The organism is Alphaproteobacteria bacterium (genome assembly GCA_020638555.1).
GTDB lineage: Bacteria > Pseudomonadota > Alphaproteobacteria > Bin95 > Bin95 > JACKII01.
Window position 1 is genome coordinate 214,811 of sequence record JACKII010000006.1, and the last position, 26,247, is coordinate 241,057.

Genomic DNA, 26,247 nt, shown 5'->3' on the forward strand with positions numbered 1-26,247 from the left:
GCCCGCCCATGTCCGCCCCCACCAACACCATCACCGGCCGCGCCGCTTTCCTCTCCGTCATGAAGGACGAGGGGGTGAAGCGCATGTTCGGCAATCCCGGCACCACCGAACTGCCGATCATGCACGCACTCACCGACGAGCCGGACATCCAGTACACCATGGCGCTGCAGGAGAGCGTCGTCGTCGCCATGGCCGACGGCTATGCCCGCGCCTCCGGCGAGCTGGTGGCCTGCAACGTCCACGTCGCACCCGGCCTCGGCAACGCCATGGGCACGCTGTTCACCGCCGCCAATTCCGGCACGCCGATGATCCTGACCGCCGGCCAGCAGGAGCAGGGCCACGGCCTGCAAGAGCCCCTGCTCTATGGCCCGCTGGTGGAGATGGCGGCCCCGGTGGTCAAATGGTCGACCGAGATCACCCAGCTCGAAGACCTGCCCCGCGTCCTGCGCCGCGCCGCCAAGGTGGCGATGACCGCGCCGACCGGGCCGGTGTTCATCTCCCTGCCGGGCGACATTCTGAACAGCGACGCCGCCATCGACCTCGGCCGCCGCACCCGCGTCGACACGAGCGTCCGCCCCAGCGACGCCGCCCTGGACGCCCTCGCCGACCGGCTGCTGGCGGCGAAGAACCCGGTGGTGATTGCCGGCACCGAGATCGTGAATTCCGACGCCTTTGCCGAGGCCGTGGCCTTCGTCGACGCCCTGGGCGCGCCGGTGTTCCAGCAGACGGTGGCGAGCGGCGCCCATTTCCCCAGCGAGCACCCGGCCTTCATCCGCTGCCTCGGCCGCTCGCAGCCGGACGTGCGCAAGGCGCTGGAGCCCTATGACCTGCTGGTCTGCCTGGGCGCGGACGTGCTGCGCATGTCGGTCTATTCCGAGGTCGACCCGCTGCCGGAGGCCCTGCCGGTGATCCAGATCGGCCTGAACGACTGGGAGATGGGCAAGAACTACCCGGCCGAGATGGCACTCCGCGCCGACCTCAGCGAGACCCTCGCCGCCCTCACGCCACTGCTAAAGGCCAAGGGCGGGGCCGCCCAGGCCGCAACGGCGGCGAAGCGCATCGCCGCGGTCGAGCCTCAGAACTGGACCAGCGTCCGCGCCAAGCGCCGCGCCGACGCGGAGGCCAAGGGTGCCGGCGAGCCGGTCAACGCCGAATGGCTGATGATGCGCATGAGCGACCTCGCCCCCCGCGACGTGATCGTGGTCGACGAGGGCGTGACCAGTGCCGCGACCTTGAACGCGCACTTCCCGTTCGTCGATCGCTACAGCTATTTCGGCAACGTCTCCGGCGGCATCGGCTGGGGCATCGCGGCGGCGGTCGGGGTGCAGATGGCCCAGCCGGAGCGGCGCGTGGTGGCGGTGATCGGCGACGGCTCGGCCCAGTACTCGATCCAGGCGCTCTGGACGGCGGCGAACATGAAGGCGCCGGTGGTGTTCGTCATCTGCAACAACGACGGCTACCGCATCATCCGCCAGCGCCTGAAACTGTTCCACGGCAACGAGCAGTATATCGGCATGAACTTCTCCAACCCCAGCATCGACGCCGCCAAAATCGCCGAGGGCTACGGCATGGAGAGCGTGCGCGTCTCGGACGGCGCGGCGTTCGAGGCGGCGTTCGCGAAGGCGATTGCCAAGACCGACGGGCCGACGCTGATTGAGGCGATGGTGGCGTGATGGATGTCCCACATTTCCTCCAAGCGAATCTCCTGATTGACTATCCGGTACAGACGGTAGCTTGCAAGGAACATAGTAAGAATATATATGGGTACAATGAGCAACACGTCCTTATCCGGTTTATAAGATGAAGATCATCGCAGCCTTAGCGGGACTAATCGGCGGAGTGGTCCTCTGTTACATTTTGCTTTCGTTAGGTGTGGTTGATCGGATCGACGGAATACCGGGAACTCAAGAAGAGCCGGTCTTTGCGCTTCCAACGTACCTTAGCTTTGTTTCCGCCATGATGACCGCGGTTACAGTTGTGTTGGCGGCTAGCTGTGCGATAGGGGTCGGACTTGTCGCAGCATATACGTTCCGAGAAATTAGGAGACATGCAGAACGAGCAGCGCCCTTACAGAAAATCAGATCACTAGTTGAAAGAAAAATTGTCAGATAAGAAATTAAGTCTCGCATTGACGAGGTTGCATATGCAACAGGACCGAATATCGTACACTCAGAAAGAAGATGCTGTAAAAGAAAATTGATGAGTTGGATGAAGATTACGATCCAGATAATGCAATCGAACGATAGATGGGAGAATCACCATGGCTTCACGGAAATAAAGCGCTTGCGAGCCGACGAAAAAGGCAATTCTTGAAAGGCACCTCTCCAGTATCCTGTAAAGCTTGGGCAAATCGCGAAGGAATTCGGGGTGTCGATGAAGGTGTCGAGCCTGCACAGGGGGTTTCTGGTCAGATTAAACGCGAAGGAAACGGATATGTGATTCGTGTCAATCGCTATGAGCCCGAGAAAGACAACGGTTTACTATCGCTCACGAGCTTTCTCATTTTCTACTACACCGCCACATTATCGATAGCACGCCAGAAGGTATTAAAGACAATGTGCTTTACCGATCAGGTGCGCCCGAGCGCATTGAATTTGAAGCCAATAGACTGGCGGCAGATATTGTTATGCCGATGGAACTTGTAGAAAAAGCACTGAGGGATGAATTTAGCGGGGTTGTAATGGACGCTACAATTGAAGGGCTTGCTGCACGATTTCAAGTTTCCAAAGCAGCAATGGAAATCCGCCTCTCCACTTTCGCTGATGCAGCATAGTGATTAGAAATGAATTTTGGGGATAGGAAATACGTTCCAACGCTCGCTATTCGTCCCAGCGAAATGAATGCGCTGGAGTTTTTACCGGGAGCAACCAAGGACAGGATGACACCCTGTATATTGCTCGCGCCGTGGGCCAATTCTAACACACTCGAGCGCGCGATTGATCGCGTCGAGCGGGCCTTCCCAAACAGAAACTACTTTCTAGACATTGACAGGGATTATCGGTTCACCAACCTAGAAAGCGCTCCTCAGCAAGAACTCACCCACCTAATGGATCCAGCCAACGGGTTTGCCAATTGGGTTGACTTTGTAGAGCAGCATGTCTGGGTGTGGCCTTGCGTTCAAACAAGAGACCAGAACGAAGCCGATCTTCGGCAGCAGATTGCGGCGTTCCAAGAGTTGGAACGCCCTTACTTTATGCGGATTGTTAGGGATCGCTTCCCTGGGAATATTGATGAAATTATCTCAGCATTCTCAGCAGGCGGCACAGCGGATTTTGCCATTATTTTGGAGGGTGGCTGGACTACTGATCCACTAAGCTTATCTGTATGGTTTCAAGGGATACTATCGGAAAGTTTACAGGCGATTGACGCAAGCGTTCCTATAATATTATCATGCACTTCGATGCCAAAAATTTTTACTCGGTATGAAGGTATCACACCGGTCCCCTTTAATAATCGCCAACTTGTTGAGCAGATTTCTCGATCTTCTAACCGAACTACTATCATTTATGGGGATTGGGGCAGTACCCGCCCTCGGGAGCATAGTGGATTTGCGAACCGGCCCTGGGACCGGATCGATTACCCTACCTCTAGCGCTTGGTATATTGTACGCAATAAAAATGAAGAATGGGATTTTGAAACCGCAGCAAAAAAGCTGGTTGAAAGAGACGATATTTGGGATGGAAATCTCAATATATGGGGTGAGGAAATGATATTTCAAACAACAATTAACGAGGAAATCGGAATCGATACTGCGCCAAAAAATGTTGCTGCGCGCGTCAATATTCATCTGCATCGACAAGCATTCTTTGATTATCCAGAAATTCATTCGATAGATTTTGATGAAGATTGGGAAGATTGAACCCAGACTCCGAGAATCAGATCCCAGAAAGTCCCCGCCCATGACCCAACCCTACCGCCTCTCCACCCCCCGCGTGCAGCCGCTGGCGCTCGGCCAGATGGACCCGCAGATCCAGGAAATGCTCCAGCGGCCCGGCGGGTTCGAGCATGGCCAGGTGCTGAACGTGTTCGCGACCCTGGCGCATCACCCGCAACTGCTCCGCCGCTGGAGCCCGCTCGCCAATCACCTGCTGTTCAAGTCCACCCTGCCGCCCCACGAGCGGGAAATGGTCATCATGCGCGCCGGCTGGATGGCGGGTTGCGCCTATGAGTGGGGCCAGCACGTCCCCATCGCCGAGAAGGACTGCCAGTTCACGCAAGTCGAGTTCCAGGCCATCGCCGAGGGCTCGGCGGACCCGCTCTGGAACCGGGGTGAGCGGGCGCTGCTGGCCATGGCCGAGCAGCTCTACACAAAGCAATTCGTCGACGACGCGGTCTGGAACGAACTGATCGACCGCTACTCCGCCCGCCAGATCCTGGACGCGGTGTTCACCGCCTGCAACTACACGACTCTCGCCTGGGCGCTGAACGTGCTGGGCGTGCAGCTGGACGCAGGCTGGGCGCCGCCGGACCCGGACCTGCCGGGCAACTCCGCCCAGCCGTCGGCCGCCCTCCCCTCCATGGCGATCAAGCGCGCCAAGCCGCGCCTGGAGCCGGAGCCGCTGGAATTGCTGGGCGAGAAGTCGCGCGAACTCTACGACAAGGCCCGCGGCCATCTGGACCGGATCAACGTCATCCAGACCATGATGCACCACCCGGACCTGCTGCGCCGCTGGATGCCGTTTTTCGGCCACTGCCTGCACAAGTGCGAGTTGTCGCTGCGCGAGCGCGAGACGGTGATGTTGCGCATCGGCCGGCTCTGCGGCTCCGGCTACGAGTGGGCGCAGCACCGGCCCATTGCCCTGGAGCGCGGCCTCTCCGCGGCGGAGATCGCCGCCATCGCCGACGGCACGCTCGGCGGCCGCGAGGGACTGCTGGTCGAGGCCGTGAACCAGTTGCACCGCACCAGCATGATCGACGACGCCCTCTGGGCGCGGCTCTCGGACGCCTATTCGCTGCAACAAATCCTGGACCTGATCTTCATCTGCGGCCAGTACCGCATGGTGAGTTGCGCGCTGAACACGCTGGCGGTGCAGCTCGACGATTATCTGGAGCCCTACAGCGAGGCCGCCTGACCCCTTGCCGAAACCGCGCGGGCGCGGCATGGTCGCGCCCGCAACATCACCTCCAAGACGGTCTTACGTGCCATGGCCTCCCTGCCCCAATCGCCGCTCGCGCCCGCGTCCTTCCCCACTCTGCCGCCCATCGCCGGCGTCCGCCTCGGCGCCATGGAGGCCGGGATCAAGTACAAGGGCCGCCACGACCTGGCGCTCTGGCTGCTGGATGCGGGCACGACCGTCGCCGGCTGCTTTACCAAGTCGCTGACCGCCGGCGCGCCGGTGCAGTGGTGCCAGGAGGCGCTGAAGGGCGGCTCGGCCCGGGCGATCGTGGTGAACTCCGGCAACTCCAACGCCTTCACCGGCCAGGCCGGCCGCGACACCGTGCGCGCCACCGGCGAGGCCGCGGCGAAGCTGGCCGGCTGCCAGCCGTCGGAAGTGTTCATCGCCTCCACCGGCGTCATCGGCGAGCCGATCCCGGCCGACCACATCCCCGCCAAGCTCCCGGACCTGTTCGCCAAGGTGACCGAGGACCAATGGGCGTTCGCCGGCGGCGCCATCATGACCACCGACACCTTCCCCAAGGGCGCGACCGCGACCGCGAAGATCGGCGGCGTCCCGGTGCGGATCAACGGCGTCGCCAAGGGCTCCGGCATGATCGCGCCGGACATGGCGACCATGCTGGGCTTTCTCTGCACCGATGCGAACGTGCCGGCGGACGTGCTGCAAGGCGTGCTGAGCCGGGCCGTCGAGCGCTCGTTCAACTGCATCACCGTCGACAGCGACACCTCCACCAGCGACACGGTGATTCTTTGCGCGACGGGCAAGGCCGGCAACCCGGCGCCGGCCCACGCCTTCGACCCGGGCCTGGCCGAATTCGCGGAGGCGGTGGAGGCGGTCTGCCTCGACCTCGCCCAGCAGATCGTCCGCGACGGCGAGGGCGCGACCAAGTTCGTCGCCATCCGGGTGACGGGCGCGGACAGCGACGCGGCGGCGAAGCGCATCGGCCTCTCGGTCGCCAACTCGCCCCTGGTCAAGACCGCCATTGCCGGCGAGGACGCCAACTGGGGCCGCATCGTCATGGCCGTCGGCAAGTCCGGCGAGAAGGCGGACCGCGACCGGCTGCAAATCCATATCGGCGGCGTGAAGATCACCGACCAGGGCAAGGTCGTCCCCGGCTATGACGAGGGGCCGGTGGCCCAGCACATGAAGGGCCAGGAGATCGACATCGCCATCGACATCGGCCTGGGCCGAGGGCAGGCGACGGTCTGGACCTGCGACCTGACCCACGGCTACATCACCATCAACGGCGACTATCGCAGCTAGGATGCCCGTGCGCGCCCCGCACCACGGCTGCTTCGACAGCGCCTGCACCCCGGACGCTCGCAGAGCGATCCGGGGCCGCTACGGCAGGCCGGCTCTCCGCCTGGTCCCGGCACAAGGCCGGGAAACACGAGCGGTTGGGGGTGTGAGGTCATGACCCTGCCCATTCTCCTCGTCACCGCCGTTGCCCTGATCGACCGGGACGGGCGCGTGCTGCTGGCGCAGCGGCCGGAGGGCAAGAGCCTGGCCGGCCTCTGGGAGTTTCCCGGCGGCAAGGTCGACCCTGGCGAAACGCCGGAAGCCGCCCTGATCCGCGAGTTGAAAGAGGAACTGGCGGTGGATACGGCGGAAAGCTGCCTCTCGCCCTTCACCTTTGCCAGCCACACCTATGCGGACTTCCACCTGCTGATGCCGCTTTATGTCTGCCGCGTCTGGAAGGGCAATCCGACGCCGCAGGAAGGCCAGCGCCTCGTCTGGGTGCGGCCCAACCGCATGACCGATTATCCGATGCCGCCGGCCGACAAGCCGCTGGTGGCGATGCTGCGGGATTTGTTGTGAGCCAAACCACTGTATTCTCCATCGAGGGCGACATCTGGACGCCGGAACTCGCCGCCGGCGGCTTCAACGGCCCCGGCATGCACGGCGGCGCGGTCGGCGCGATGCTGACCGGCGCCTGCGAGTTGAAGGCCCGTGAGTTGGACCCGAACCCGGCCAACCCGTTCCTGCCGCTCTCTGTCTCCGTCTTCCTGCTGCGCCCGGTGCCGCGACGGGCCAACCAGGTGACGGTCGAGGTGCTGCGCCTGGGCGGCCGCGGCCTGTTCCTGCGCGCGGAGGCCCGGACCGACGGCAAGCTGCAGGCCAGTGCCCAGGCAGCCTTTGCCCGCGCCGAACCCACCCCGGGCATGCCGGAGCCGGACTTCGCGCCTCTCGCCCCCGAGACCGGAAAGCCGGGCCGCCTCACCTCCCCCGGCCACCCCTGGCTCGGCGATGTGGCGGAGATGCGCTTCACCGAGGACAGCCTCTGCTGGTATCGCTACGACCGGCCGTTGTTTCCGGGCGAGACGCCGATGGCATTGGCCGCCAGCGTCGCCGACTGGTCCAGCGGCACCTGGCGCCCGGACGGCTGGCGCGAACCCAAGGCGAAGTGGTTTCCGAACGTGGAGTTGGGCGTGCGCCTCGCCCGGCCGCCGCAAGGCCCCTGGATCGGTTTCCGCAACCGCCAGCACTGGCGCCAGAACGGCCTCGGCACCACTGAAACCGAACTGTTTGACCGGCACGGCGCCTTCGGAGCGGCGTCCCAGTGCGTGGTGCTGACCCCGCTGGACGGACCGGGCGACCGGGCCCTCGGATTCCCGCCCCGGGCCGGGTAGACCCGTGGCCCTATCCCCGAGAAGGCGCATTTGACCATTCGCCATAGCGTCGGGCGATGAACCGGGAGGGACATTTGGCGGACGACATTCTGAAAATCGCCGGGTTTGCCACCCGAGAAGCGGCGGAAAGGGAACGGCGCATCTGGCAACGGGAGCATCCGGACGTGCGTATCGAGGAGGAGGCCGCTTCGGACCCGCGTGGACGGATCAAATCGTTCACGCTCTACGTCCACCGATCGCAAGCGCCTACGGCAACCGATGCCGCGGGCCAAAGCCGTCAGGGGACCGGCCCCGGCCGTTCCAAGCCGGTCGAAGACCGGTTGCTGGACCTGATCACGCATCTCGTGTCGCCCTATGACTGGGATCACTGCGAGCCGCCGCTTTCGGGACCAGCGGTCACGCTGTTGACCGTCGAGCAGCTATTGACGGCAATCCACGAGCAATATCCGGAGGACCAGGCGGTCCAAGCCGGCGGCTTTGGGCTACGGCGCCTGCATCTGGAAGCGACGACAAGAAAAGACGGGCGGCCTGAATGGCAGCACCGTCGGTTCGACCGCTCCGGGCAGATCGCCATTGCCGAATACTATGTCGCAACGGTCTGGAGCGAGGTGAACGGAGAGCCTGACGCGTTCCTCGGGCGGCTCGCTTCCTTCTGGCCCGGTCTCGCCGCCTCGCCCGAAACGGAAACGGCCATTGCGGCTTGGGCAAAAGCGCATCCCCTGCGCCGCTGAATGCGCACGGTTGCGTGGGTCGGAATACCTGGGGCCAGTCGAGATCGGGAACGAGGGAAGGCCGCCTTCCCTCGCCCCTTTTGCAATTCGCCGCCGGCTCAACCCATCTGGAAGCCCGGGGTGGAGTGGGAAATGGCGATTTCCTCGTCGCTCATCACCTCTTCGATGCCGTCGAACAGCGGCGTCGAGAGATAGCGCTCGCCGGTGTCCGGCAGCATGGCCAGGATCACCGAGCCGGCCGGCGCCTTCTGGGCGATTTGCATCGCCACCGCGACGGTGGAGCCGCCGGAAATGCCGGTCAGAATGCCTTCCTTCTGCGCCAGCTTCTGCGCCCACTGGATGCCGTCGGTCCCGGCCACCGGGATCAGCTCGTCATAGAGGTTTTTGTCGATGGCTTCCTGGAGCACGTAGGGGATGAAGTCCGGCGTCCAGCCCTGGATCGGATGCGGCTCGAACGCCGGATGGCTGACGGCGGGCGAGTGGTCGTCCAACCGCTGCTGGGCCTGGCCGCTGCCGACAATGGCGGCGTTCGCCGGCTCGCTCAGGATGATCTTGGTGTCCGGCCGCTCGCGTCGCAGCACGCGGCCGACGCCGGTGACCGTGCCGCCGGTGCCGTAGCCGCTGACGAAATAGTCGAGCCGGTCGCCGGCGAAATCCGCCATGATCTCGCGCCCGGTGGTCGCCTCGTGAATGTCGGCATTGGCGTCGGTCTCGAACTGGCGTGCCAGGAACCAGCCGTTCTTCTGCGCCAGTTCCACCGCCTTCATGTACATGCCATAGCCCTTTTCGGCCCGGGGAGTCAGCACGACCTTGGCTCCCAGCATGCGCATCAGCTTGCGCCGCTCGACCGAGAAGCTCTCCGCCATGGTGATGACCAGCGGATAGCCCTTCTGCGCACACACCATGGCAAGGCCGATGCCGGTGTTGCCGCTGGTCGCCTCCACCACGGTCTGGCCGGGCTTGAGCGCGCCGCTGCGCTCGGCCGCCTCGATGATGTTGACCGCCAGCCGGTCCTTGACCGACGAGGCGGGGTTGAAGAACTCGGCCTTGACGTACACGCGCACGCCATCGGGCGCCAGATGGTTCAGGCGGATGCACGGCGTCTCGCCGACCGCATCGATCACGCTGTCGAAAAGACGGCCGCGGCCGTTGGTGGTGCGGACATTCGGGTCTGAACTCATGAAACGCTTCCTTTCGGCAGGGAGAAAAGTTTTCCGCTCTTTTATCGCCTTGTATCGCCGCGGCAAGGCCAGTGCGGACAGAGGCGGGCAAACAGGGAAGATTTACCGGGTTTTCTGCATTTCCACATCGGCCATACGCTCCATCAACCGAAAGATGCGCGTGAAATCCTTGTCCTGGCCTTCCTCCTGCACCATCTGGCGGAACAGGGTGCGGACCAGATTGCCCATATAGGCGGGGATGCCGTAGGCCTCCGCCTCCTGGCGCCAGAGTTCCAGGTCTTTCAGGATGATGTAGTTGGCGCCGCCATAGTCGAAGCTGCGGGTCAGAATCGCTTTCGGGATCTTGTCCATGCTGGCGCTGTTGCGGCCGCTGGAGACGTTCACCACCTCCAGCATCTGCTCCGGGTCGAGCCCGGCCTTGGCGCCGAGGGTGAAGGCTTCGGACGCGGCGACCAGATTGCAGAAGCTCATGATATTGTTGACCAGTTTCATGGTCTGGGCCGCGCCCACCTTCTCGCCCAGATAGGTGAGCTTGGCGCTCATGACTTCCAGCGCCGGGCGGGCCGCGTCGTAGGCGGCCTTGTCGCCGGAGCACATGATGGAGAGCGTCGCCGCCTCCGCCCCCGGCGGGCCGCCGGAGATCGGCGCGTCCAGATAGGCAATGCCCTTTTCGGCCATGAGGCTCGCCGCGGCCTGGGAGAACCGGCTGCCGGTGGTGCCCAGATTGACGAAATGCTTGATGGCGGAGCCCTCCGCCGCCTGCTCCACCACCTCCTCGGCAATGGCGACCGACGGCATGCAGGCCAGCACGGTCGCCGCGCGGTCGGCTGCGGCCTTGACGCTTTCGGCCACCGCGGCGCCGCGCTGGGCCAGGATGTCGGTTGCGGTCGGGTTCACGTCACGCACCACCAGCGCCTGGCCGGCATTGGCGAGGTTGATGGCCATGGGGCGGCCCATGGCGCCAAGGCCGATAAAGCCGATCGGTTGGTCAGACATGCGGGGGCGTTCCTCGATTGGGTTTGGATGGTTCGCCCCGCAGGACACACCCAATCGCCCGCCGGCGCAAGGGACCGCCGGACATTGCCGGCGCGCGGCGTCAGAAGGGCCGGTCGCCCTTGACCACCACCCGATGCACCGCCCGCTTTTCCCTGGCCGCATCATAGGGCTCGACGCAGTGCAGCGTGCAGCGATTGTCCCACATCAGCACGTCGTTCACCTGCCATTTGTGGCGATAGACATAGCGGGGCTGGGTCGCGTGTGCTTCCAGTTCGGCGATGAAGGCGTCGCTGTCGGCCCAGGTCCAGCCGACAATGCAGGCCGTGTGGTTGCCGATATAGAGCGCCTTCGCTCCCGTCTCCGGATGGGTGCGCACCAGCGGGTGCACCACCGGTGGCGCGGCGCGCCTCTCGTCTTCGGTCGCCGGGCGTTCGTGCGATTTCTCGCGGCTGCGCTTCCAGTCGTGCACGCAGAGCAGGCCGTCCAGCTTGCGTTTGGTCTCTTCCGGCAGGTCCGCATAGGCACGGGCCGTGTCGGCGAACAGGGTGTCGCCGCCCTGGCGGGCAATCGCTGGCGAGCGCAGGATGGTGGTGAGCGAGGGCTCGGCCACATAGGATTTGTCGGTATGCCAGACCAGCGTGCCCTTTTCCGGATGCACGCCGGTGGTGCTGCCGTCCGCCTTCACGTTCGAGAACACCTGCACCTGCGGCAGCCGCGCGTGCCGGGTCGAGACGTTGATATGCCCTTCCAGCGGCCCGAAGCGCAGGGCGAAGGCCTGGTGCGCATCGTCGTCCAGGGGCTGGTTGCGGAACACCAGCACCTTGTGGGAGAGGAACGCGTCGTGGATCAGCTCGAACGCGGCATCGGTGAGCGGCCGGGTGAGGTCGATCCGGCCAATTTCGGCGCCGATGCCGTTGGCGAACGGCGTGACGGTCGGCAGTCCGGCGGCATTGGCCGGGACGCTCGCCGCCGAGGATGCGGAGGTCTGGGGCATGGCGTGTTCCTCACCTTGGACTTTGGTGCTTGCCGTCAGTCTGCGCCGCGGAAGCCCTGCTGTCACGCCCGAAGGGGCAAGGCGCTTGTCACTCAGACGAGTCCAGCAGGGCCCGCCAGTTCTGGCGCTGGGCCACAATCCGAAGGACCGCCAGAATATCGTCTTCAATTCGATAGATGATCAGATGACGGGCACTGGGGTGAATGCGGACGGGCGGAACGAACTCTCGCCGTTCCCGCGCGATCTCCGGCATGGAGACGAGCAGTGCGATTGTGGCCTGCAAGCCATCGACATAGCGGTCCGCCTGATCGGCGGACCACTGTTCGGCTGTGTAGCGCCAGATTCCTTCAAGATCGGCTTGCGCCGCCGGCCGCAGGCGGTAGCTGGAGAGCCTAGTCCGCGCCATGGCGCTCCCGCATACGGGCCTTGAACGTATCGAAGTCGAAGGGCTGCGGGTCGCCGCTGGCGATGGCTTCGTCGACCGCCTGCTGAAGCTCGGCAATTGCCTGCCGCCGCTCCTGGTCGCGGCGGATCAGGTCACGGACATAGTCGCTGGCGTTGCTATAGCGCCCGCTCTTCGCCTGGGCTTCCACCCATTCCTTCATCCGGTCGGGCAGAGACACGTTCATCGTCGCCATCGAACTCTCCTTATGGCGGGAAGAGTGGAGCGGATGGCAAAGTTTGTCAATTCCAGGTGACCTTGCGCCCTGATGGCTGCATGGGCGGGCGGTGTCTCAGCGGTCCTTCCGATAGAAACCGTTTCCGCGGAGGCGGGAACCCTTGCCTGAGCGTTCCGCACAAAGACCGGACTTTACCGGCGACGCTCAGGCATGGCCCCCGTGTCAAGCACGGGGCGGGGTGTGGTGGAAGCAGGAACAGGGGGCTAGCACCACCGCCGTAGGTGCTACACGCCTTCCGCAACCAGCCCTTTCAGCATCTCGTCCAGATAGGCGTCCGCCATGGCGTGCAGTTCCGCGTCGGTGCGGTCCTGGATCGGGTGGGGGACGAAGACGTAGGCCGGGTCGGTGCCCAATGCCTTGGCCTGGGCCTCCTTGGCCTGGATGAACTCGGTCGTGGCGATGCCGACCACCGGAATGCCGCGGCTTTCGAGGTCCGCCATGTCATGCGTACAGCACGACGTGCAGGAGCCTCAATCGCTCAGGGCTTCGATGACGACGTCGACCTCGGTCGCGATCCGCTGGTAGAGCGGCGTCGGCGCGGGCCGCGTGTTGGTCGGCTTGGCGTAGCGCTTCACCTCCAGCCCGCGCTCGGTCAGGCGCTGTTCCACCCGGTCGAGGAAGATGTCTCCCTTGGCCTTGGCGATGTCGAGCAGGCCGACGCGCAGCCCCTCCAGGCTGGCCGGACGCGCCAGGCGCGGACGGGCCGCGACCGCGCGTTCGGCGGTGGGGTCGAGGATGGTTGTCACGAAAGCACCTCCTTCTCTCACTTCGAGCCGGCTCCTCAGGAGCCGATCACCCGGGTCACCGGCGAGGACCCTTTCTCGCCGCTGGCGGACCAGCCGCCGATAATGCCGGAGAACATGCCGGCGCCGCCGCCGGCGCGCACGATCATCAGGCCGCCGTCGCGGATCTTGCGCGCCATGCTACCATCGGCAAAGGCGGTTGTCCCCTCCGCGATGCCGCCGGCACCGGGGCGGATCTCGTCGGCCGGCCGTTGCGCGCGCCGGTAGAGTTCGTCATAGAGCCGCTGCTTGCTCCACCCGGCCTCGCGGAAGGTGCGCTCGTGCTCCGGGCAGACCACCAGCAGCGCGTCGGCGCCGGGATAAAGCTTCGGATGCTGCAACGCCTTCAGGCATTCGGCAAAGGTCTGGGCGAGGCTTTCCGGCGTGCGCGATTTCTGGTCGACAATGCCTTGCAGCCCATAGCCGGCAAACACCGTGACGGCGCTCTTGCCCTCCGGCACGCCGCGCTCGGCCGCCAGCGATTCCCAGCACGAGCCTTCTTCATCCTCGGCGATGCAGTAGGAGAGCTTGCCGGGATTGCCGAGGGTGGCCCGGTCCACCTCCTGCGGCCGGCCGCCGCCGACATTGCGGATCACCAGTTGCAGCGCCCGGCCGATGGTGCTGTTGGCGCGGAAGCCCTGGCCGAGCGCGTTGCCCTTCGAATTCATGCCGATGGCGCGGCGGATCGGGCCGTTCACCACCACCACCGGCCCCACATACATGGTCGTCGCCAGCACGCCGTGCATGGCGAAGGGCTCTTCCAGCACCGCCTCGACCGCGGCGAGGACCACCGGCAGGTATTCGGGCTTGCAACCGGCCATGACGGCGTTGATCGCCACCTTCTCCACCGTGCAGCGGGCGAGGTCCGGCGGCACATTGCCGATCACCTCCTGCGGGTCGCGCGCGGTGCCGGCGAGCATGCGCAGCACCCGTTGCTCCGTCGGCGGCACGACCGGCAGGCCGTCGGACCAGCCGCGGTCGAACATGGCCTCGATCTCGTCCTCGGCGCTGCCGAGTTCCACCTTGCGCGACGTGAGGCCGGTCTCGCCATGGCGCACCAGCAGGTCCTCGATCACGCCCGGCTCGATATTCTTGGCGCCGCAGCCGGGCCGGAGGTCCGGCAGGTCCTCGCCCAGGCCGGCCAGGCCGGTGAGCCTGCGCCACTCCGCCTTGTCCCAGCCATAGGTGCGGGCGACTTCTGGCCGTTCTCGCGGCGCAGCAGGGTCGGCACGATCTCGATCCTCAGCCCGTGCGAGACGTCGAGGGTGGAGTCGTAGGCGTGCGGCACGGAGGCCGGAAAGGCCGGATCGTCCTGGGTGAAGACGGTGAGATCGCCGGCCTTTGCGAGCGCGGCGAGCACGGGCTCGGTCAGGCTCGCAGGTCGGACAGTCGCGCTTGACGACCGCGACCCAGCCGGTGTCGGGGAGTTGGGTCATGGGCACACCTCCTGTTGCGTCTCGGCAGGCGAGGCAGGGTCGCCGCCCGCGCCTCGCCTGGACAACCGGCTCCTACCCGCCCGCGCCGCGTTGGCGGCGATGGCGCTGGCGATGCGGGCGCAGGCGGCATCCGGATAGTCATGGGCCATGCCGGCGATCACCAGCATGTCGGCGCCGGCGACCGTATCGGCGAGGTCCTGACCGGCGGCCACCGGCACCAGCAGGGTCCTCCTTGCCGTGGATCACCAGGGTCGGCGCGCTGATGCTGTCCAGATGCTCGACCCGGCCGTCGGCGCTGGCGATGCTGGCCAGCAGGTGGCGCGAGGCGCCGGCCGGGTTGAACGAGCGGTCGTAGAGCATCGCGGCCTTGTCCCGCAGCGCTGCCTCGTTGCGCGGGAAGCCGGGCGAGCCCAGCACCTCGGCCGACGCGATCGCGTCGTCCATGGCGCCTTCGCGCGTGCCGGCGGGGTTTTCGGCCGGCCGAGCCATTCGTTCGCCTTCTCGCTCGGCCGCGGCGAGGCCGCGCCGGCCGCTGGTCGCCATGATCGAGGTCAGCGTCGCCGTCTTGTCGCGATGGCGGTAGGCGAAGATCTGGGCGATGGCGCCGCCGTTGGAACTGCCGACGATATGCGCCTGTTTGATGCCGAGATGATCCAGCACCGCCGCACCGTCGTCGGCCATGTCCTCCAGCTTGTACGGGGCCTCCACCGTCTCCTTGGCGCGGGCCTGCTTGAAGGCCTTGCCGATATCCGCCGGCCCCAGTCGTCGAACGCGGTCGAGAGGCCGCAATCGCGGTTGTCGTAGGCGATGACGCGGAAGCCGCGGCCCGCCAGTTCCTGCACCAGCTTTTCCGACCAGGAGGAATTTGCACGCCCAGGCCGCCGACCAGCAGCAGCGGCGGGCCGTCGTCCGGGCCGTAGGTGACGTATTCGATCTCGACGCCTTGGGTGGAAGGAGCGCGGGGCATGGGGCGGTTCCTGTAATCGTGAGGATTTCGCTTGATCGGGGTTTGGCGCGCATCGTCCCACGCCCACCCGCCTTTGGCAATATCGGCGGGGCCGGTCGCGAGGCCGGTCGGGCGCTATGCGGCGGCATAATGGCCGCCCCGCCGAACCACACGCCCTTCCCTCTCCCCCGGTTTGCGGGTTAGACTTTGGGCCAACGAGATCCCACCGCCCGTCCGAGGAACGAACCCGACCATGCGCCAGATTTCCCAGGTGGCCTTCCTCCAGGCCCAGAACTGCACCACCATTCCCGCCGCCTGGCGCCATCCGGACGGTTGGACGAACAGCTATTCGCCGGAATACTACCAGCACATCGGCCGGGTGCTGGAAGAAGGCAAGTTCGACATGGGTTTCTTCGACGACCGGCTGGCCATGCCCGGCACATGTATATGGGCGATCATGCCCACACGGTCGAGCACGGCATCCGCTGCGTGAAGATGGACCCGGTTACCTGCATGACCGTGATGGCGCTGGCGACCAAGCATCTGGGCCTGGGCGCGACCATGTCCACCACCTATTTCAACCCGTTCCATGTCGCCCGCCTGTTCCAGACCGTCGACCTGATGACCAACGGCCGCGCCGCCTGGAATGTCGTGACCAGCGTCAACGACAACGAGGCCCGCAACTGGGGCTGGGAAAAGGGTCTGGACCACGATTACCGCTATGACCGCGCCGACGAGTTCCTGGAAATCGTCCGCGGCCACTGGATTCGTGGGACGATGACGCGGTGCTCTACGACAAGGTGAACATGAAGTTCGCCGACCCGAACAAGATCCGCCGCCTCGACTATCACGGCAAATACTATTCCTCGCGCGGGCCGTTCACCGTGCCGCGCTCGCCGCAGGAGCAATCCGGTGCTGATCCAGGCGGGCTCGTCCGGCCGCGGCATGAAATTCGGCTCGCGCTGGGGCGACGTGATCTTCACCGCCTGGCACAATCTGGAACTGGCGCAGAAGCAGTACAAGGCGATGAAGGAGGATTGTGCCTCCTCGGGCGCAACCCGGACCATTTCAAGCTCTGCAACCTGTTCTATCCGATGGTGGCCGAGACCCGGGCCGAGGCGGAGGACAAGAAAGCCTTCTACGACACGCTGCCGAACGAGGTCGACCAGCTCTCGCTGCTGTCGGAGGCGCTGAACTACGACTTTGCCCAGAAGGTATCGACGAGCCCTTCACCGACGAGGAGTTGGAGGGCATCAGCGGCATGCAGGCGATGCGCGACCGCGTGGTCAAGACCGCCGGCATCAAGAACCCGACGCCGCGCGACTTCATGGAGGTCACCGGCCGCGGCCGCATGGACGACCCCTGGGTCGGCACCGGCAAGACATCGCCGACAAGATGGAGGAATATTTCTCCTCCCATGCCTGCGACGGCTTCGTGGTCGGCCCGACCTGGCTGCCGGGTTCGTTCGAGGATTTCGTCAAATTCGTGGTGCCGGAACTCCAGAAACGCGGGCTCTACCGCAAGGAATATCCGGGAACGACACTGCGCGAGACCCTGGGCCTGCCCAAGCCGACCCTCGGCGCGTGGAAGACCAAGGCCGCGGCCGAGTAAGCTTCCGGGATGCGCGGCAGGCCGACATGGGTTCGCCGGCCTGCCATGCGGCCCCTAGAGCCAGACGTCCTCGACGCCGGGGACATACCAGTCCAATGTTTGCAGCATGGGTCGCTGGCCACCCTGCCTTGCGGGATGCGTTCCTGGCCATCCCGGTCGATGATCGGGCCCGGCAAACGGGTTCAGCGTGCCCTGGGCAATCGCGTGGGTCATGTCGTCGGCCTGCTGGCGGACGGAAGGCGGGATCAACGAACTATAGGGCGCCAACTCGACCATGCCGTCGCCGATGCCGCTCCATGTGTCCTGGCTCTTCCATCGCCCTTCGATCACCGCTTTGGCCCGTGCGATATAGTACCCGTCCCAGCGGTCGAGACTGGCGGTCAGTTGGGCGGTCGGACCGAATTCCCGCATGTCGCCGCTCTTGCCGAACGCATAGACCCCGCGCCGTTCGGCCACTTGGACCACGGCGGCCGAACCGGTGTGTTGCACCAGCACGTCGGCCCCGAGGTCGACCAGATGCTCCGCAGCCCGGGCTTCCGCAGCCCGGTCGTAAAGCTGCCGATCCAAATGACCTTGACCACCGCATTCGGCCGTACCTGTCGCAAGGCAAGCGTGAACGCGTCGATTCCCTGCACAACCTCCGGAACCGGAATGCTGGCGACATAGCCGATAATGTTTGTCTTGGTCATATTTCCGGCAATCAGCCCCAACACCGCGCGCGCCTCATAAAAGCGTGCCGTATAGGTCGCGACATTTGCCGTTCGACGATGGCCGCCCAATTGCTCGAACCTGACACCGGGAAAGTCTGCCGCGACCCTGGCCGTCGCATCCTGGTAGGCGATCGCTGTTGCAAAATCAGCCGATAGGCCGCTGAGAGCCAATCGGCGCATCGCATGCTCGGCGAATTTCGGCGCAACAAATTCGACAGATGTGGTTTCCACCTGACCCGCGAGCGCAGTCGCAACCGCTCGCCGCGCAAGATCGTGGCTACGGCTCCAGCCGGGCTGGGAAGCCCGACCTTGGTAAACGAACCCGATTTTGAGTATACCGTCATAGCCGAGTTCGTTTTCACACCCGGCTGCCACGATGAATACTACGGTGAGGATACCCAGGATTATTTTTTCATTGTTGCCACTCGGCATTTTTTCTTGTTTGGGTATGGTGCAACATTCGCATGTTGTATACGCAAAATTACCGATCTCAATCCGCAGTTTCAACATACAATTCGCGTCATTCGCTTACTTTTCCGCAATCCAGGAGAGACGAAATGGAACCCAACACCAACCGATTTGCCGGGAAGATCGCCCTCGTCACCGGCGCGGCCTCCGGCATTGGCCGGGCAATCGCGGCACGCCTGGTGGCCGAGGGCGCCCGTGTGGTCGGCGGCGATCGCAACGAGCACGGCCTGAACCAGCTTGGCGCACGAACTGGGCGATTCGTTCGCGTTCGCCCTGGCCGACGTAACCGCTGAAGCCGACGGCGAAGCCTGGTGGCCTCTGGCGGTCGACCGGTTCGGCGGCCTCGACCTGGCCTTCAACGTCGCCGGCGGCAGCCGACCCGGTTATCTGCTGGATCTGTCGGAGGACGATTGGCAGTGGACCATCGACCTCTGCCTGAAAGGCGTGTTCCTGGGCGTCAAGCACCAGGCGCGGCAGATGGTGCGGGGCGGCAAGGGTGGTGCCATCGTCAACATCGCCAGCCTGAACGCCCATGTGCCCATGCATGCCGGCGCGGCCTATGCCACGGCCAAGGCCGGGGTGGAGATGCTGACCAAGAACGCGGCGCTGGAATTCGCGGACCACGCCATCCGCGTCAACGCCATCCTGCCGGGGCTGGTACAGACCCCCCTCACCCGCCGCCATTTCGACAATGAGGCCGCACTGGCCGCTTTCATGGACCGCATCCCGCAGCGCCGCCCGGCCCAGCCGGAAGAGATCGCGGCGCCGTCCCTGTTTCTCGCCAGCGACGACGCCTCCTATGTCAATGGGGCGAGCCTGTTGGTGGATGGCGCCTGGGCGGTCAGCGGCTATCCGGACATGCGCCCCTTCCGCGGACCTGTGCAGTTCAACGGCTGAGCGCGGCGGGTCGCGGCAGTGGCCCGGCGGTCTTTGCACGCCGAGAGAGACCCCGGATGGTGGCTGCGCCACCTTCGGGGAAGCTGGGAGTTACGGGGCCGTGGTGCCGAGGGCTCGGGAAAGCGGGCTGCCCTTATTCGCGACGTCAGCCCGTGCGAGAGGCGCCCCAGCCACCGACCAGCACCGCTACAGAGCTTTCCCAGCCGAGCCGCAGGCGAGAGCCGGGACCCCTATCGTCTGTCGCGAGCACCTGGAATAACGGAGTTCGTCCGCTGACGCCGGCCCCGGATCGGCGCTCCGCACCGTCCGGGGAACACGGGGCTTTCGCTCTGCCTTGCGGCGCAACCGATCAGCGCCCGCGGGGCGGGGCCGGGCGGCTGCGTTCGTCGTCGAACAGGTCGGTCAACTGCGCCATCATCGCGCCGCCCAACTGGTCGGCATCGAAAATGGTGACGGCGCGGCGATAGTAGCGGGTCACGTCGTGGCCGATGCCGATGGCGATCAGCTCCACCGGCGAACGGCGCTCGATATACTCGATCACGTCGCGCAGGTGCTTTTCCAGATAGTTGCCCGGATTGACCGACAGGGTCGAGTCGTCCACCGGCGCACCGTCCGAGATCACCATCAGGATACGACGGTCTTCCGGCCGGTTGACGATCCGGTTGTGCGCCCAGAGCAGCGCCTCGCCGTCGATATTCTCCTTCAGAATACCTTCGCGCAGCATCAGGCCCAGATTGCGGCGCGACCGGCGCCAGGGCGCATCGGCTTCCTTGTAGATGATGTGGCGCAGGTCGTTCAGGCGGCCCGGGTTCGACGGCTTGCCCTCCGCGAGCCATTTCTCGCGCGACTGGCCGCCTTTCCAGGCGCGGGTGGTGAAGCCCAGGATCTCGACCCGGACGCCGCAGCGCTCCAGCGTGCGCGCCATGATGTCGGCGCACATGGCCGCGACCGTGATCGGACGGCCCCGCATCGAGCCGGAATTGTCGATCAGCAGGCTGACGACCGTATCCCGGAACTCGGTCTCGCGCTCCATCTTGTAGCTGAGCGCGTGCGTCGGCTGTGCCACCACGCGGGCGAGCCGCGCCGTGTCCAGAATCCCCTCTTCCAGGTCGAAATCCCAAGAGCGGGTCTGCTGCGCCATCAGCTTGCGCTGCAACCGGTTGGCGAGCCGGGTGACCACGCCTTGCAGCGCCGCCAGTTGCTGGTCCAGATGGTGGCGCAGGCGGCCGAGCTCGTCCTCGTCGCAGAGCGCTTCCGCGGTGACGATCTCGTCATATTGCATGGTGTAGGGACGGTAGATCGCGGCGCCGCTGTTGGACCGGTCCATCGGCCGCTGCTGCGGCGTGGTGGAGCCGTCCATCTCGTCCTCGCCGAGGGCGGCGTCCTCGTCCATGTCCATTTCGCCCTCTTCCATCGACGAGTCGTCGCTGTCGGAGGAGTCCATTTCGCCTTCGGCGGACATGGAGGAGGTATCGTCGCTTTCGCCCGTCTCGTCGGACTGCGATTCCTGCTGGTCTTCGGACTGCTCGCCCTCTTCCTGGTCGTCAGAATCGTCGGCGAATTCCGCCTCCAGGTCCAGTTCCTGGAGCAGTTCGTGCACCATGTTGGCAAAGGCGGTCTGGTCGCTCGCGGTGTCGTTCAGGTGGCGCATGGACTCCATGGCCGCATCCGACACCTTCTCGCGCAACTGGTCGACCAGGGCGGTGGCGTCATGGGGCACGGCCTGGCCGGTCATGGCCTCGCGTGCCAGCATGGCCAGCAGGTCCGGCAGTTGGCCGGCCTCCACCTCGCTCATGCGGGCATAGCCCTTGCGCCGGCATTGTTCTTCCAGCGCCGCCTGGAGATTCTCCGCCACGCCGGAACGGTGGCGCGAGCCCAGGGCCTCGCAGCGCACCTGTTCGACCGCGTCGAACACCGCCCGCGCGGTCTTGGATTTCGGGCTGAGGCGGCGGTGCGTCTTGGCGTCGTGATGGCGTTTTTTCAGCGCCATCGCGTCCGACTCGCCGCGGATCTGCGCCACTTCCGCCGGCGGCAGGTTGCGCGCCGGCATTTGCAGGCGCGCGGTGTTGCCGTCCATGCGCGAGGGATCGGGGCCGAACACGACCTCGACCTCGTCCTCCGCCAGGGCGAGAGCGCGCATGGTCGATGCCGTCGCGCGCTTGAAGTCCTCGATCGCCGAGCGCTTCTCGGGCGTAGCCATATGCCCTCCTCCTTAATCGCGCGCCTATTCGGCCGCGCGCGCGACCACGGATTCCGGCAGTTCCTTGCCGAAGCAGCGCTGATAGTACTCGGCCACCAGCGAGCGCTCGGACTCGTCGCACTTGTTCAGGAAGGTGAAGCGGAACGCCATGCCCAGGTCGCCGAAAATCTCGGCATTCTCGGCCCAGGTGATCACCGTCCTGGGCGACATCACAGTGGAAATGTCGCCCTTGATGAAGGCGTGACGGGTCATTTCCGCCAGCGACACCATCTGCGCGACCAGCTTCTGACCTTCCGAGTTCTGCAACGCCTTGAGCTTGGAGGAGACGATTTTGATTTCCTCGTCCGCTTCCAGATAGTTCAGGGTCACGACGATGTTCCAGCGGTCCATCTGGCCCTGGTTGATCTGTTGCGTGCCGTGATAGAGGCCGGTGGTGTCGCCCAGGCCGACGGTGTTCGCCGTCGAGAACAGGCGGAAGCCCTTGTGCGGGCGGATGACGCGGCTCTGGTCCAGCAAGGTCAGCTTGCCCTCGACCTCCAGCACGCGCTGGATGACGAACATCACGTCCGGGCGGCCGGCGTCGTACTCGTCGAACACCAGCGCGGTCGGGTGTTGCAGCGCCCAGGGCAGCAGGCCCTCGCGGAATTCGGTCACCTGCTGGCCGTCGCGCAGGACGATGGCGTCCTTGCCGACCAGGTCGATGCGGCTGACATGGCTATCGAGGTTGACGCGGATACAGGGCCAGTTCAGGCGCGCGGCCACCTGCTCGATATGCGTGGACTTGCCGGTGCCGTGATAGCCCTGGATCATCACGCGGCGGTTGTGGGCGAAGCCCGCCAAAATCGCCAGCGTGGTCTGCGGGTCGAAATGGTAGGTCTCGTCCAGATCCGGCACATGCTCGCTGCCTTCGGAGAAGGCCGGGCATACCATGTCGGTGTCGATGCCAAAGGTCTCGCGCACCGAGACCTGGGTGTCCGGCATTCCCGTTGGCATACCGGTGGAATCTCTTTCAACGCTCATCGTGGGATTTCCAACGCACTTCAGGCTAGGTCGATAACGGTCGTAGCAGTGTCATATACGCTTCGCGCAAGACTTTGAAGCGTTCTTCTGCATGCGGATCGTCGGGGTTCAGGTCCGGGTGGGCCGCTTTTGCCCGCTCGCGATAGCAAGCCTTCAGCGACGCTTTGGTATACGGTGTCACAAGCCCCAAAGTCGAGGCCGCACGGCATTCTGCCGCAGTAATCGGCCGGCGACCGCCGTTTCGGGGCCTGGCGGAGGCGTCGGCATCGGGCCCGGACGCCCCGCCGCCCGCGCCGCCATGGCCGCGGCTGAACGGCCAGGTCGGCCGCTGCCAGATCGTGTCCTTGCGCCGTTCCTGCTCGATTTCCGCGGCGGACATGCCGGCGAAATAGTTCCAGGCGCGGTTGTATTCGCGCGCGTGTTCCTTGCAGAACCAGTAGCGGTCCGACAGGCGCTGGCGGCTGCGCGGCGCCGGATGGGCGCCCTCGGCCTCGCAGCCTTCCCAGTCGCACGGACGCATGTCCGCGGCGGTCTCGCCGCCGAGGTCTTCCGCGTCGAGGGCGGCAAAGGCGAATTGCTTCAACGGGTCGGACACGCGACCAGGGCCTCGTTCGTATCGGGGGACAGGGCGGATGGGCGGTGGCTCTAGGCTGCCCGCTCTCGCACCAACTGGTCAATGGAGTCGCCGAATGCGGCGAGCGTCGCCGTCACGTCGGCCTCGGTATGAGCCCAGCTAATGTAGTGCTTGCCCTCGCTTTTGAGAATACCGCGCTCGCGCATCAACTGGTTCCAGCGGGTGGTCAGCGCCGGGTCGCTCTTGGAGGAGCGGTAGTCGATCACGTCCTTCTCGGTGAAGATCACATCGAACATCGGGGCGTCGCCCACCACCTTGGCCTTGAGATCGGTCTTGGCCAGGATTTCGGTATAGCCGTCCATGATGGCGCGGCCGATCTTGAAAATGTGCTCGTAGGCGCCGGGCCGCTTCAGGATTTCCAGGGTTTTCAGTCCCGCGGCCGCGGCCACCGGGTTGCCGGAGAGCGTGCCGACCTGGGTCATGAACTTGTCGGCGGCCACGGCCTTCTTGTCGAAATGGGCCATGATGTCGGCACGGCCGGCGATCGCCGCCAGCGGATAGCCGCCGCCGATGGCCTTGCCCAGCGTGCAGATGTCGGGAACCACGCCGTAATACGCCTGTGCGCCGCCATAGGCGAAGCGGAAGCCGGTGACGACCTCGTCAAAGATCAGCAGCAGGCCGTTTTCCTGCGTGATGCGGCGCAACCCCTCCAGGAAGCCGGGCTTCGGCGGGATCAGGCGCTGGAACGGCTCGGCCATGATGGCGGCGATTTCGTGCTTGTGCTCCTTCACCAGCGCCTCGACCGTTTCGAGGTCGTTGTAGGGCGCCACCAGCATCTCCGCCTGGACGCTGGCCGGAATGCCGGCGCTATCCGGCACGCCCTGGGGGAAGTTGCTGAACGTGGTGGGCGCCAAGCTGATGAGGCCGTAGTCGCTCATGCCGTGATAGCCGCCCTCGAACTTCAGAATCTTGTCGCGGCCGGTGTGGGCGCGGGCGAGGCGCATGGCATAGGCATCCGCCTCCGAGCCCGAGGAAACGAATCGCACCTGCTCGGCGCAGGCGACGGCATCGACGATCTCGGCCGCCAGCAGAATGCCGTCGGCATTGTTGGCGAAGAAGGTGGAGCCTTTCGCCACCTTCTCCAGCGCCACCTCGGTCACCTCCGGGTTGGCATGGCCGACGATCATCGGCCCGGACCCCAGCAGATAGTCGATGTATTCGCGGCCTTCGACATCCCAGACATGGCCGGCGAGACCGCGTTCGATGATGATGTCGTAATTGACGTTGCCGAACCCGCCGGCCGGCAGGGCCTTGCGGGCGATCTCCCGCAGTTCGGCGGCACCGGGACGGGCGGCGGAAACGTGGGTGTCGGGCATGTCTCGGTCCTTCGGCAGGCTCGGTCCCTGGGGGACGCGGTCTTTGGGGGGATCAAGCCGCCGGGGCGTTGCCGGCCTCCTGCTTGCGGCGACCGGCAGCCTGGCGCTTGGCTTTTGCGACCGCGGCCACCGAGGACTCGTTCAGGCGGAACATCTCCAGATCTTCCGCCTCGGCCTCGTCGACCGGGGTAATGGCTAGATCGGTATAGTCCTTCACGGACGGGTCCTTCTGCAAGCGTTTCCGCATGCGATGAATGTGCCAGGCATAGAGGCCGAGCCGGCCATAGGTCGAAAGCGTCTGCCATATCCGCTTAGGGTAGAAGGTCAGCGCCGGCTCCCGCGGCAGGCCGCTGCGACGCTGGCTGCGCACCTTGCGGCGAAGATAGCCGCATTGCTGCGGGTGCACGCCCTCGAACGCCATGGCGCAGTAGATCTGCAGGATGCCGTGCCAGATGCGCACCGGCTTGATGCCATAGTGCATGTTGCGCTTCATCATTCGCTCGATATGCGCGTCGGTGTAGTACCAGCGCCAGATCTCGCGATAGGTCCGCTGCCAGACGTCGGCGCTCATGAGCGGATGGGCGGTGGTGACGTGCTCCAGGTCGTATTTGTTCATGTCGGGGTCCATCCAGACCTGTTTCAGATACAGGTTCTTGTGGTCCTCCGACCCCGGCAGCGGCGTCAGAACCGTGAATTCCAGCAGGTCCACCGGCAACTCGCGCTGCACGATCTCGATGTCGCGCTTCAGGGTTTCCGGCGTATCCGTGGGCAGGCCCAGAATGTAGCCGGCATAGGTGATGACCCCCTTCCGCTTCCACATCTGGAACATTTTGCGGTATTCCGTGATGCGATTCTGGGCCTTTTTCATCACCGCCAGATTGTCCGGGTTGATGTTCTCCAGCCCGATAAAGACGTGGGTGCAGCCGGCCCGCGCCGCCTTGTCGACGAAGTTCGGCAGCTTGTGGCAGAGCGTATCCACCTGGATCAGGAAGCGGACCTCGATGCCTTCGCTCTCGCGCAGTTCGATCAGGCGGTCGAAAATGGCTTCCCAGTTCTTGTTGCGGGCGAAATTGTCGTCGGTGACGAAGAAGCGGAAAATGCCCTGTTCGCGGTTGGCCCGCACCAGCCGCTCGATATCGTCCGCATCGCGCCAGCGCGACTTGCGGCCCTGCACGTTGATGATGGTGCAGAACGAGCACTGGAACGGGCAGCCCCGGCCCGCATCGAACGAGGAAATGACGCCGTCATAGCGCTGCACCAGATCGCGCGGCAGGAAGGGCGTTACCTGCTGCTGCAAATCCGGCAGGTCGTGCATGAAGTTGTAGATCGGCTTGAGCTGGCCCGCATGGGCGTCGCGGAACACTTCGGCCAGATGCTCCTCCGCCTCGCCCGCAAACAGCGCAATGCCGAGCGCCTTCGCCTCCTGCAAATCCATCGGCAGTTCCGGCAGCATGGAAAGGCAGCCGGAGACATGGAACCCGCCGATGGCCACCGGCACGCCGGCAGCACGGAACCGGCGCGCGACGTCCATGGCGCGGGGAAACTGGTTCGACTGCACGCCGACCATGCAGACCAGACCGCAAAAGCCGTTGTCGCGGAATTGCCGGATGATCCGGTCGACCGGCAGGACCGTGTTCATCTCGTCATAGGCGGTCAGGCCGATCTCCACCCCCTCGCCCAGCGCCTGTTTCTGCGCCAGGTTCTGCACCAGCGCATAGAGACAGGCCAGCGAGTTGGAGGGGATCCACGCCTTCCACCACTGGATGACATAGCCGTCGTCATCGTAGTGGGACGGCTTGATCAGGACAGTTTCGAAGCGACGCCCCGCCGGTCTGGCGGGGGCGGTGTTGGCCTCGGGGCTGGCGGTCATCGTCCGTCCTCCGAACTGATGGCATCCG

General features: G+C 65.0%; 22 protein-coding genes and 4 pseudogenes. 10 read left to right on the plus strand and 16 right to left on the minus strand.

The window, feature by feature from the left end:
* Positions 1-8 precede the first annotated feature (8 nt).
* The 8 genes and pseudogenes from H6844_18760 (at position 9) to H6844_18795 (ending at position 8,478) form a co-directional block, all read left to right on the plus strand.
* Positions 9-1,673 (plus strand): thiamine pyrophosphate-binding protein, encoded by a 1,665-nt coding sequence (locus H6844_18760; GenBank protein ID MCB9931450.1) that lies wholly within the window; start codon positions 9-11, stop codon positions 1,671-1,673.
* 573 nt (positions 1,674-2,246) lie between these two features.
* Positions 2,247-2,773, plus strand: a pseudogene (locus H6844_18765) (ImmA/IrrE family metallo-endopeptidase).
* Positions 2,774-2,782: 9 nt separating this feature from the next.
* Positions 2,783-3,859, plus strand: a complete 1,077-nt coding sequence (locus H6844_18770) for a beta family protein (GenBank protein MCB9931451.1) — start codon at positions 2,783-2,785, stop codon at positions 3,857-3,859.
* Between the two features lie 40 nt (positions 3,860-3,899).
* The gene (locus H6844_18775; GenBank protein MCB9931452.1) at positions 3,900-5,072 is read left to right on the plus strand and encodes a carboxymuconolactone decarboxylase family protein; all 1,173 of its coding nucleotides are present in this window, start codon (positions 3,900-3,902) and stop codon (positions 5,070-5,072) included.
* A 72-nt stretch (positions 5,073-5,144) separates the two neighbouring features.
* Complete coding sequence (gene argJ / locus H6844_18780; protein ID MCB9931453.1) at positions 5,145-6,380, plus strand: bifunctional glutamate N-acetyltransferase/amino-acid acetyltransferase ArgJ; 1,236 nt, start codon at positions 5,145-5,147, stop codon at positions 6,378-6,380.
* Positions 6,381-6,530: 150 nt separating this feature from the next.
* Positions 6,531-6,935, plus strand: a complete 405-nt coding sequence (locus H6844_18785; protein MCB9931454.1) for a (deoxy)nucleoside triphosphate pyrophosphohydrolase — start codon at positions 6,531-6,533, stop codon at positions 6,933-6,935.
* Positions 6,932-7,747 carry a thioesterase family protein gene (locus tag H6844_18790; protein MCB9931455.1) on the plus strand — a complete coding sequence of 272 codons (816 nt, stop codon included), beginning with the start codon at positions 6,932-6,934 and terminating at the stop codon, positions 7,745-7,747. Before H6844_18785 ends, H6844_18790 begins: the two co-directional genes overlap by 4 nt.
* A gap of 74 nt (positions 7,748-7,821) precedes the next feature.
* Positions 7,822-8,478: a hypothetical protein gene (locus H6844_18795; GenBank protein ID MCB9931456.1), complete on the plus strand. Its 657-nt coding sequence runs from the start codon at positions 7,822-7,824 to the stop codon at positions 8,476-8,478.
* Between the two features lie 98 nt (positions 8,479-8,576).
* Here the strand turns inward: H6844_18795 and cysK are convergent, their stop codons facing one another.
* The 9 genes and pseudogenes from cysK to H6844_18840 form a co-directional block, all read right to left on the minus strand.
* Positions 8,577-9,659: a cysteine synthase A gene (cysK, locus tag H6844_18800; protein MCB9931457.1), complete on the minus strand. Its 1,083-nt coding sequence runs from the start codon at positions 9,657-9,659 to the stop codon at positions 8,577-8,579.
* Positions 9,660-9,761: 102 nt separating this feature from the next.
* On the minus strand, positions 9,762-10,655 hold the full coding sequence (locus H6844_18805) for an NAD(P)-dependent oxidoreductase (GenBank protein ID MCB9931458.1): 894 nt from the start codon (positions 10,653-10,655) through the stop codon (positions 9,762-9,764).
* A 100-nt stretch (positions 10,656-10,755) separates the two neighbouring features.
* Positions 10,756-11,649: a TauD/TfdA family dioxygenase gene (locus tag H6844_18810; GenBank protein MCB9931459.1), complete on the minus strand. Its 894-nt coding sequence runs from the start codon at positions 11,647-11,649 to the stop codon at positions 10,756-10,758.
* Between the two features lie 88 nt (positions 11,650-11,737).
* On the minus strand, positions 11,738-12,055 hold the full coding sequence (locus H6844_18815) for a type II toxin-antitoxin system RelE/ParE family toxin (protein MCB9931460.1): 318 nt from the start codon (positions 12,053-12,055) through the stop codon (positions 11,738-11,740).
* Positions 12,042-12,287: a type II toxin-antitoxin system ParD family antitoxin gene (locus tag H6844_18820; GenBank protein ID MCB9931461.1), complete on the minus strand. Its 246-nt coding sequence runs from the start codon at positions 12,285-12,287 to the stop codon at positions 12,042-12,044. Before H6844_18820 ends, H6844_18815 begins: the two co-directional genes overlap by 14 nt.
* Positions 12,288-12,553: 266 nt before the next feature.
* Positions 12,554-12,769 carry a hypothetical protein gene (locus H6844_18825; protein ID MCB9931462.1) on the minus strand — a complete coding sequence of 72 codons (216 nt, stop codon included), beginning with the start codon at positions 12,767-12,769 and terminating at the stop codon, positions 12,554-12,556.
* 30 nt (positions 12,770-12,799) lie between these two features.
* On the minus strand, positions 12,800-13,075 hold the full coding sequence (locus H6844_18830) for a hypothetical protein (protein ID MCB9931463.1): 276 nt from the start codon (positions 13,073-13,075) through the stop codon (positions 12,800-12,802).
* Between the two features lie 35 nt (positions 13,076-13,110).
* A pseudogene (locus H6844_18835) lies at positions 13,111-14,547 on the minus strand (thioredoxin).
* 138 nt (positions 14,548-14,685) lie between these two features.
* Positions 14,686-15,336 (minus strand): alpha/beta fold hydrolase, encoded by a 651-nt coding sequence (locus H6844_18840; protein MCB9931464.1) that lies wholly within the window; start codon positions 15,334-15,336, stop codon positions 14,686-14,688.
* 410 nt (positions 15,337-15,746) lie between these two features.
* Here H6844_18840 and H6844_18845 point away from each other — a divergent pair.
* Positions 15,747-17,104 (plus strand): annotated as a pseudogene (locus tag H6844_18845) (LLM class flavin-dependent oxidoreductase).
* 54 nt (positions 17,105-17,158) lie between these two features.
* On the opposite strand, the gene H6844_18850 reads toward H6844_18845, so the two are convergent.
* Both H6844_18850 and H6844_18855 read right to left on the minus strand, forming a co-directional pair.
* A complete protein-coding gene (locus H6844_18850) occupies positions 17,159-17,515 on the minus strand; it encodes a hypothetical protein (GenBank protein MCB9931465.1) in 357 nt (118 codons plus the stop codon).
* Positions 17,485-18,324 carry a BMP family ABC transporter substrate-binding protein gene (locus tag H6844_18855; protein ID MCB9931466.1) on the minus strand — a complete coding sequence of 280 codons (840 nt, stop codon included), beginning with the start codon at positions 18,322-18,324 and terminating at the stop codon, positions 17,485-17,487. The genes H6844_18850 and H6844_18855 overlap by 31 nt, the downstream gene beginning before the upstream one ends.
* 47 nt (positions 18,325-18,371) lie before the next feature.
* Here H6844_18855 and H6844_18860 point away from each other — a divergent pair.
* Positions 18,372-19,179, plus strand: a pseudogene (locus H6844_18860) (SDR family oxidoreductase).
* Between the two features lie 349 nt (positions 19,180-19,528).
* On the opposite strand, the gene cobT reads toward H6844_18860, so the two are convergent.
* From cobT to H6844_18885, 5 genes are read right to left on the minus strand one after another with little or no spacing between them, the layout of a single operon-like run.
* Complete coding sequence (gene cobT, locus H6844_18865) at positions 19,529-21,379, minus strand: cobaltochelatase subunit CobT (GenBank protein MCB9931467.1); 1,851 nt, start codon at positions 21,377-21,379, stop codon at positions 19,529-19,531.
* 24 nt (positions 21,380-21,403) lie between these two features.
* On the minus strand, positions 21,404-22,399 hold the full coding sequence (gene cobS, locus H6844_18870) for a cobaltochelatase subunit CobS (GenBank protein MCB9931468.1): 996 nt from the start codon (positions 22,397-22,399) through the stop codon (positions 21,404-21,406).
* Between the two features lie 25 nt (positions 22,400-22,424).
* Positions 22,425-22,994, minus strand: coding sequence for a J domain-containing protein (locus H6844_18875; protein MCB9931469.1), 570 nt, complete (start codon positions 22,992-22,994; stop codon positions 22,425-22,427).
* A gap of 50 nt (positions 22,995-23,044) precedes the next feature.
* Positions 23,045-24,349, minus strand: a complete 1,305-nt coding sequence (locus H6844_18880; GenBank protein MCB9931470.1) for an aminotransferase class III-fold pyridoxal phosphate-dependent enzyme — start codon at positions 24,347-24,349, stop codon at positions 23,045-23,047.
* A 52-nt stretch (positions 24,350-24,401) separates the two neighbouring features.
* On the minus strand, positions 24,402-26,219 hold the full coding sequence (locus H6844_18885) for a radical SAM protein (protein ID MCB9931471.1): 1,818 nt from the start codon (positions 26,217-26,219) through the stop codon (positions 24,402-24,404).
* Between the last annotated feature and the right edge of the window lie 28 nt (positions 26,220-26,247).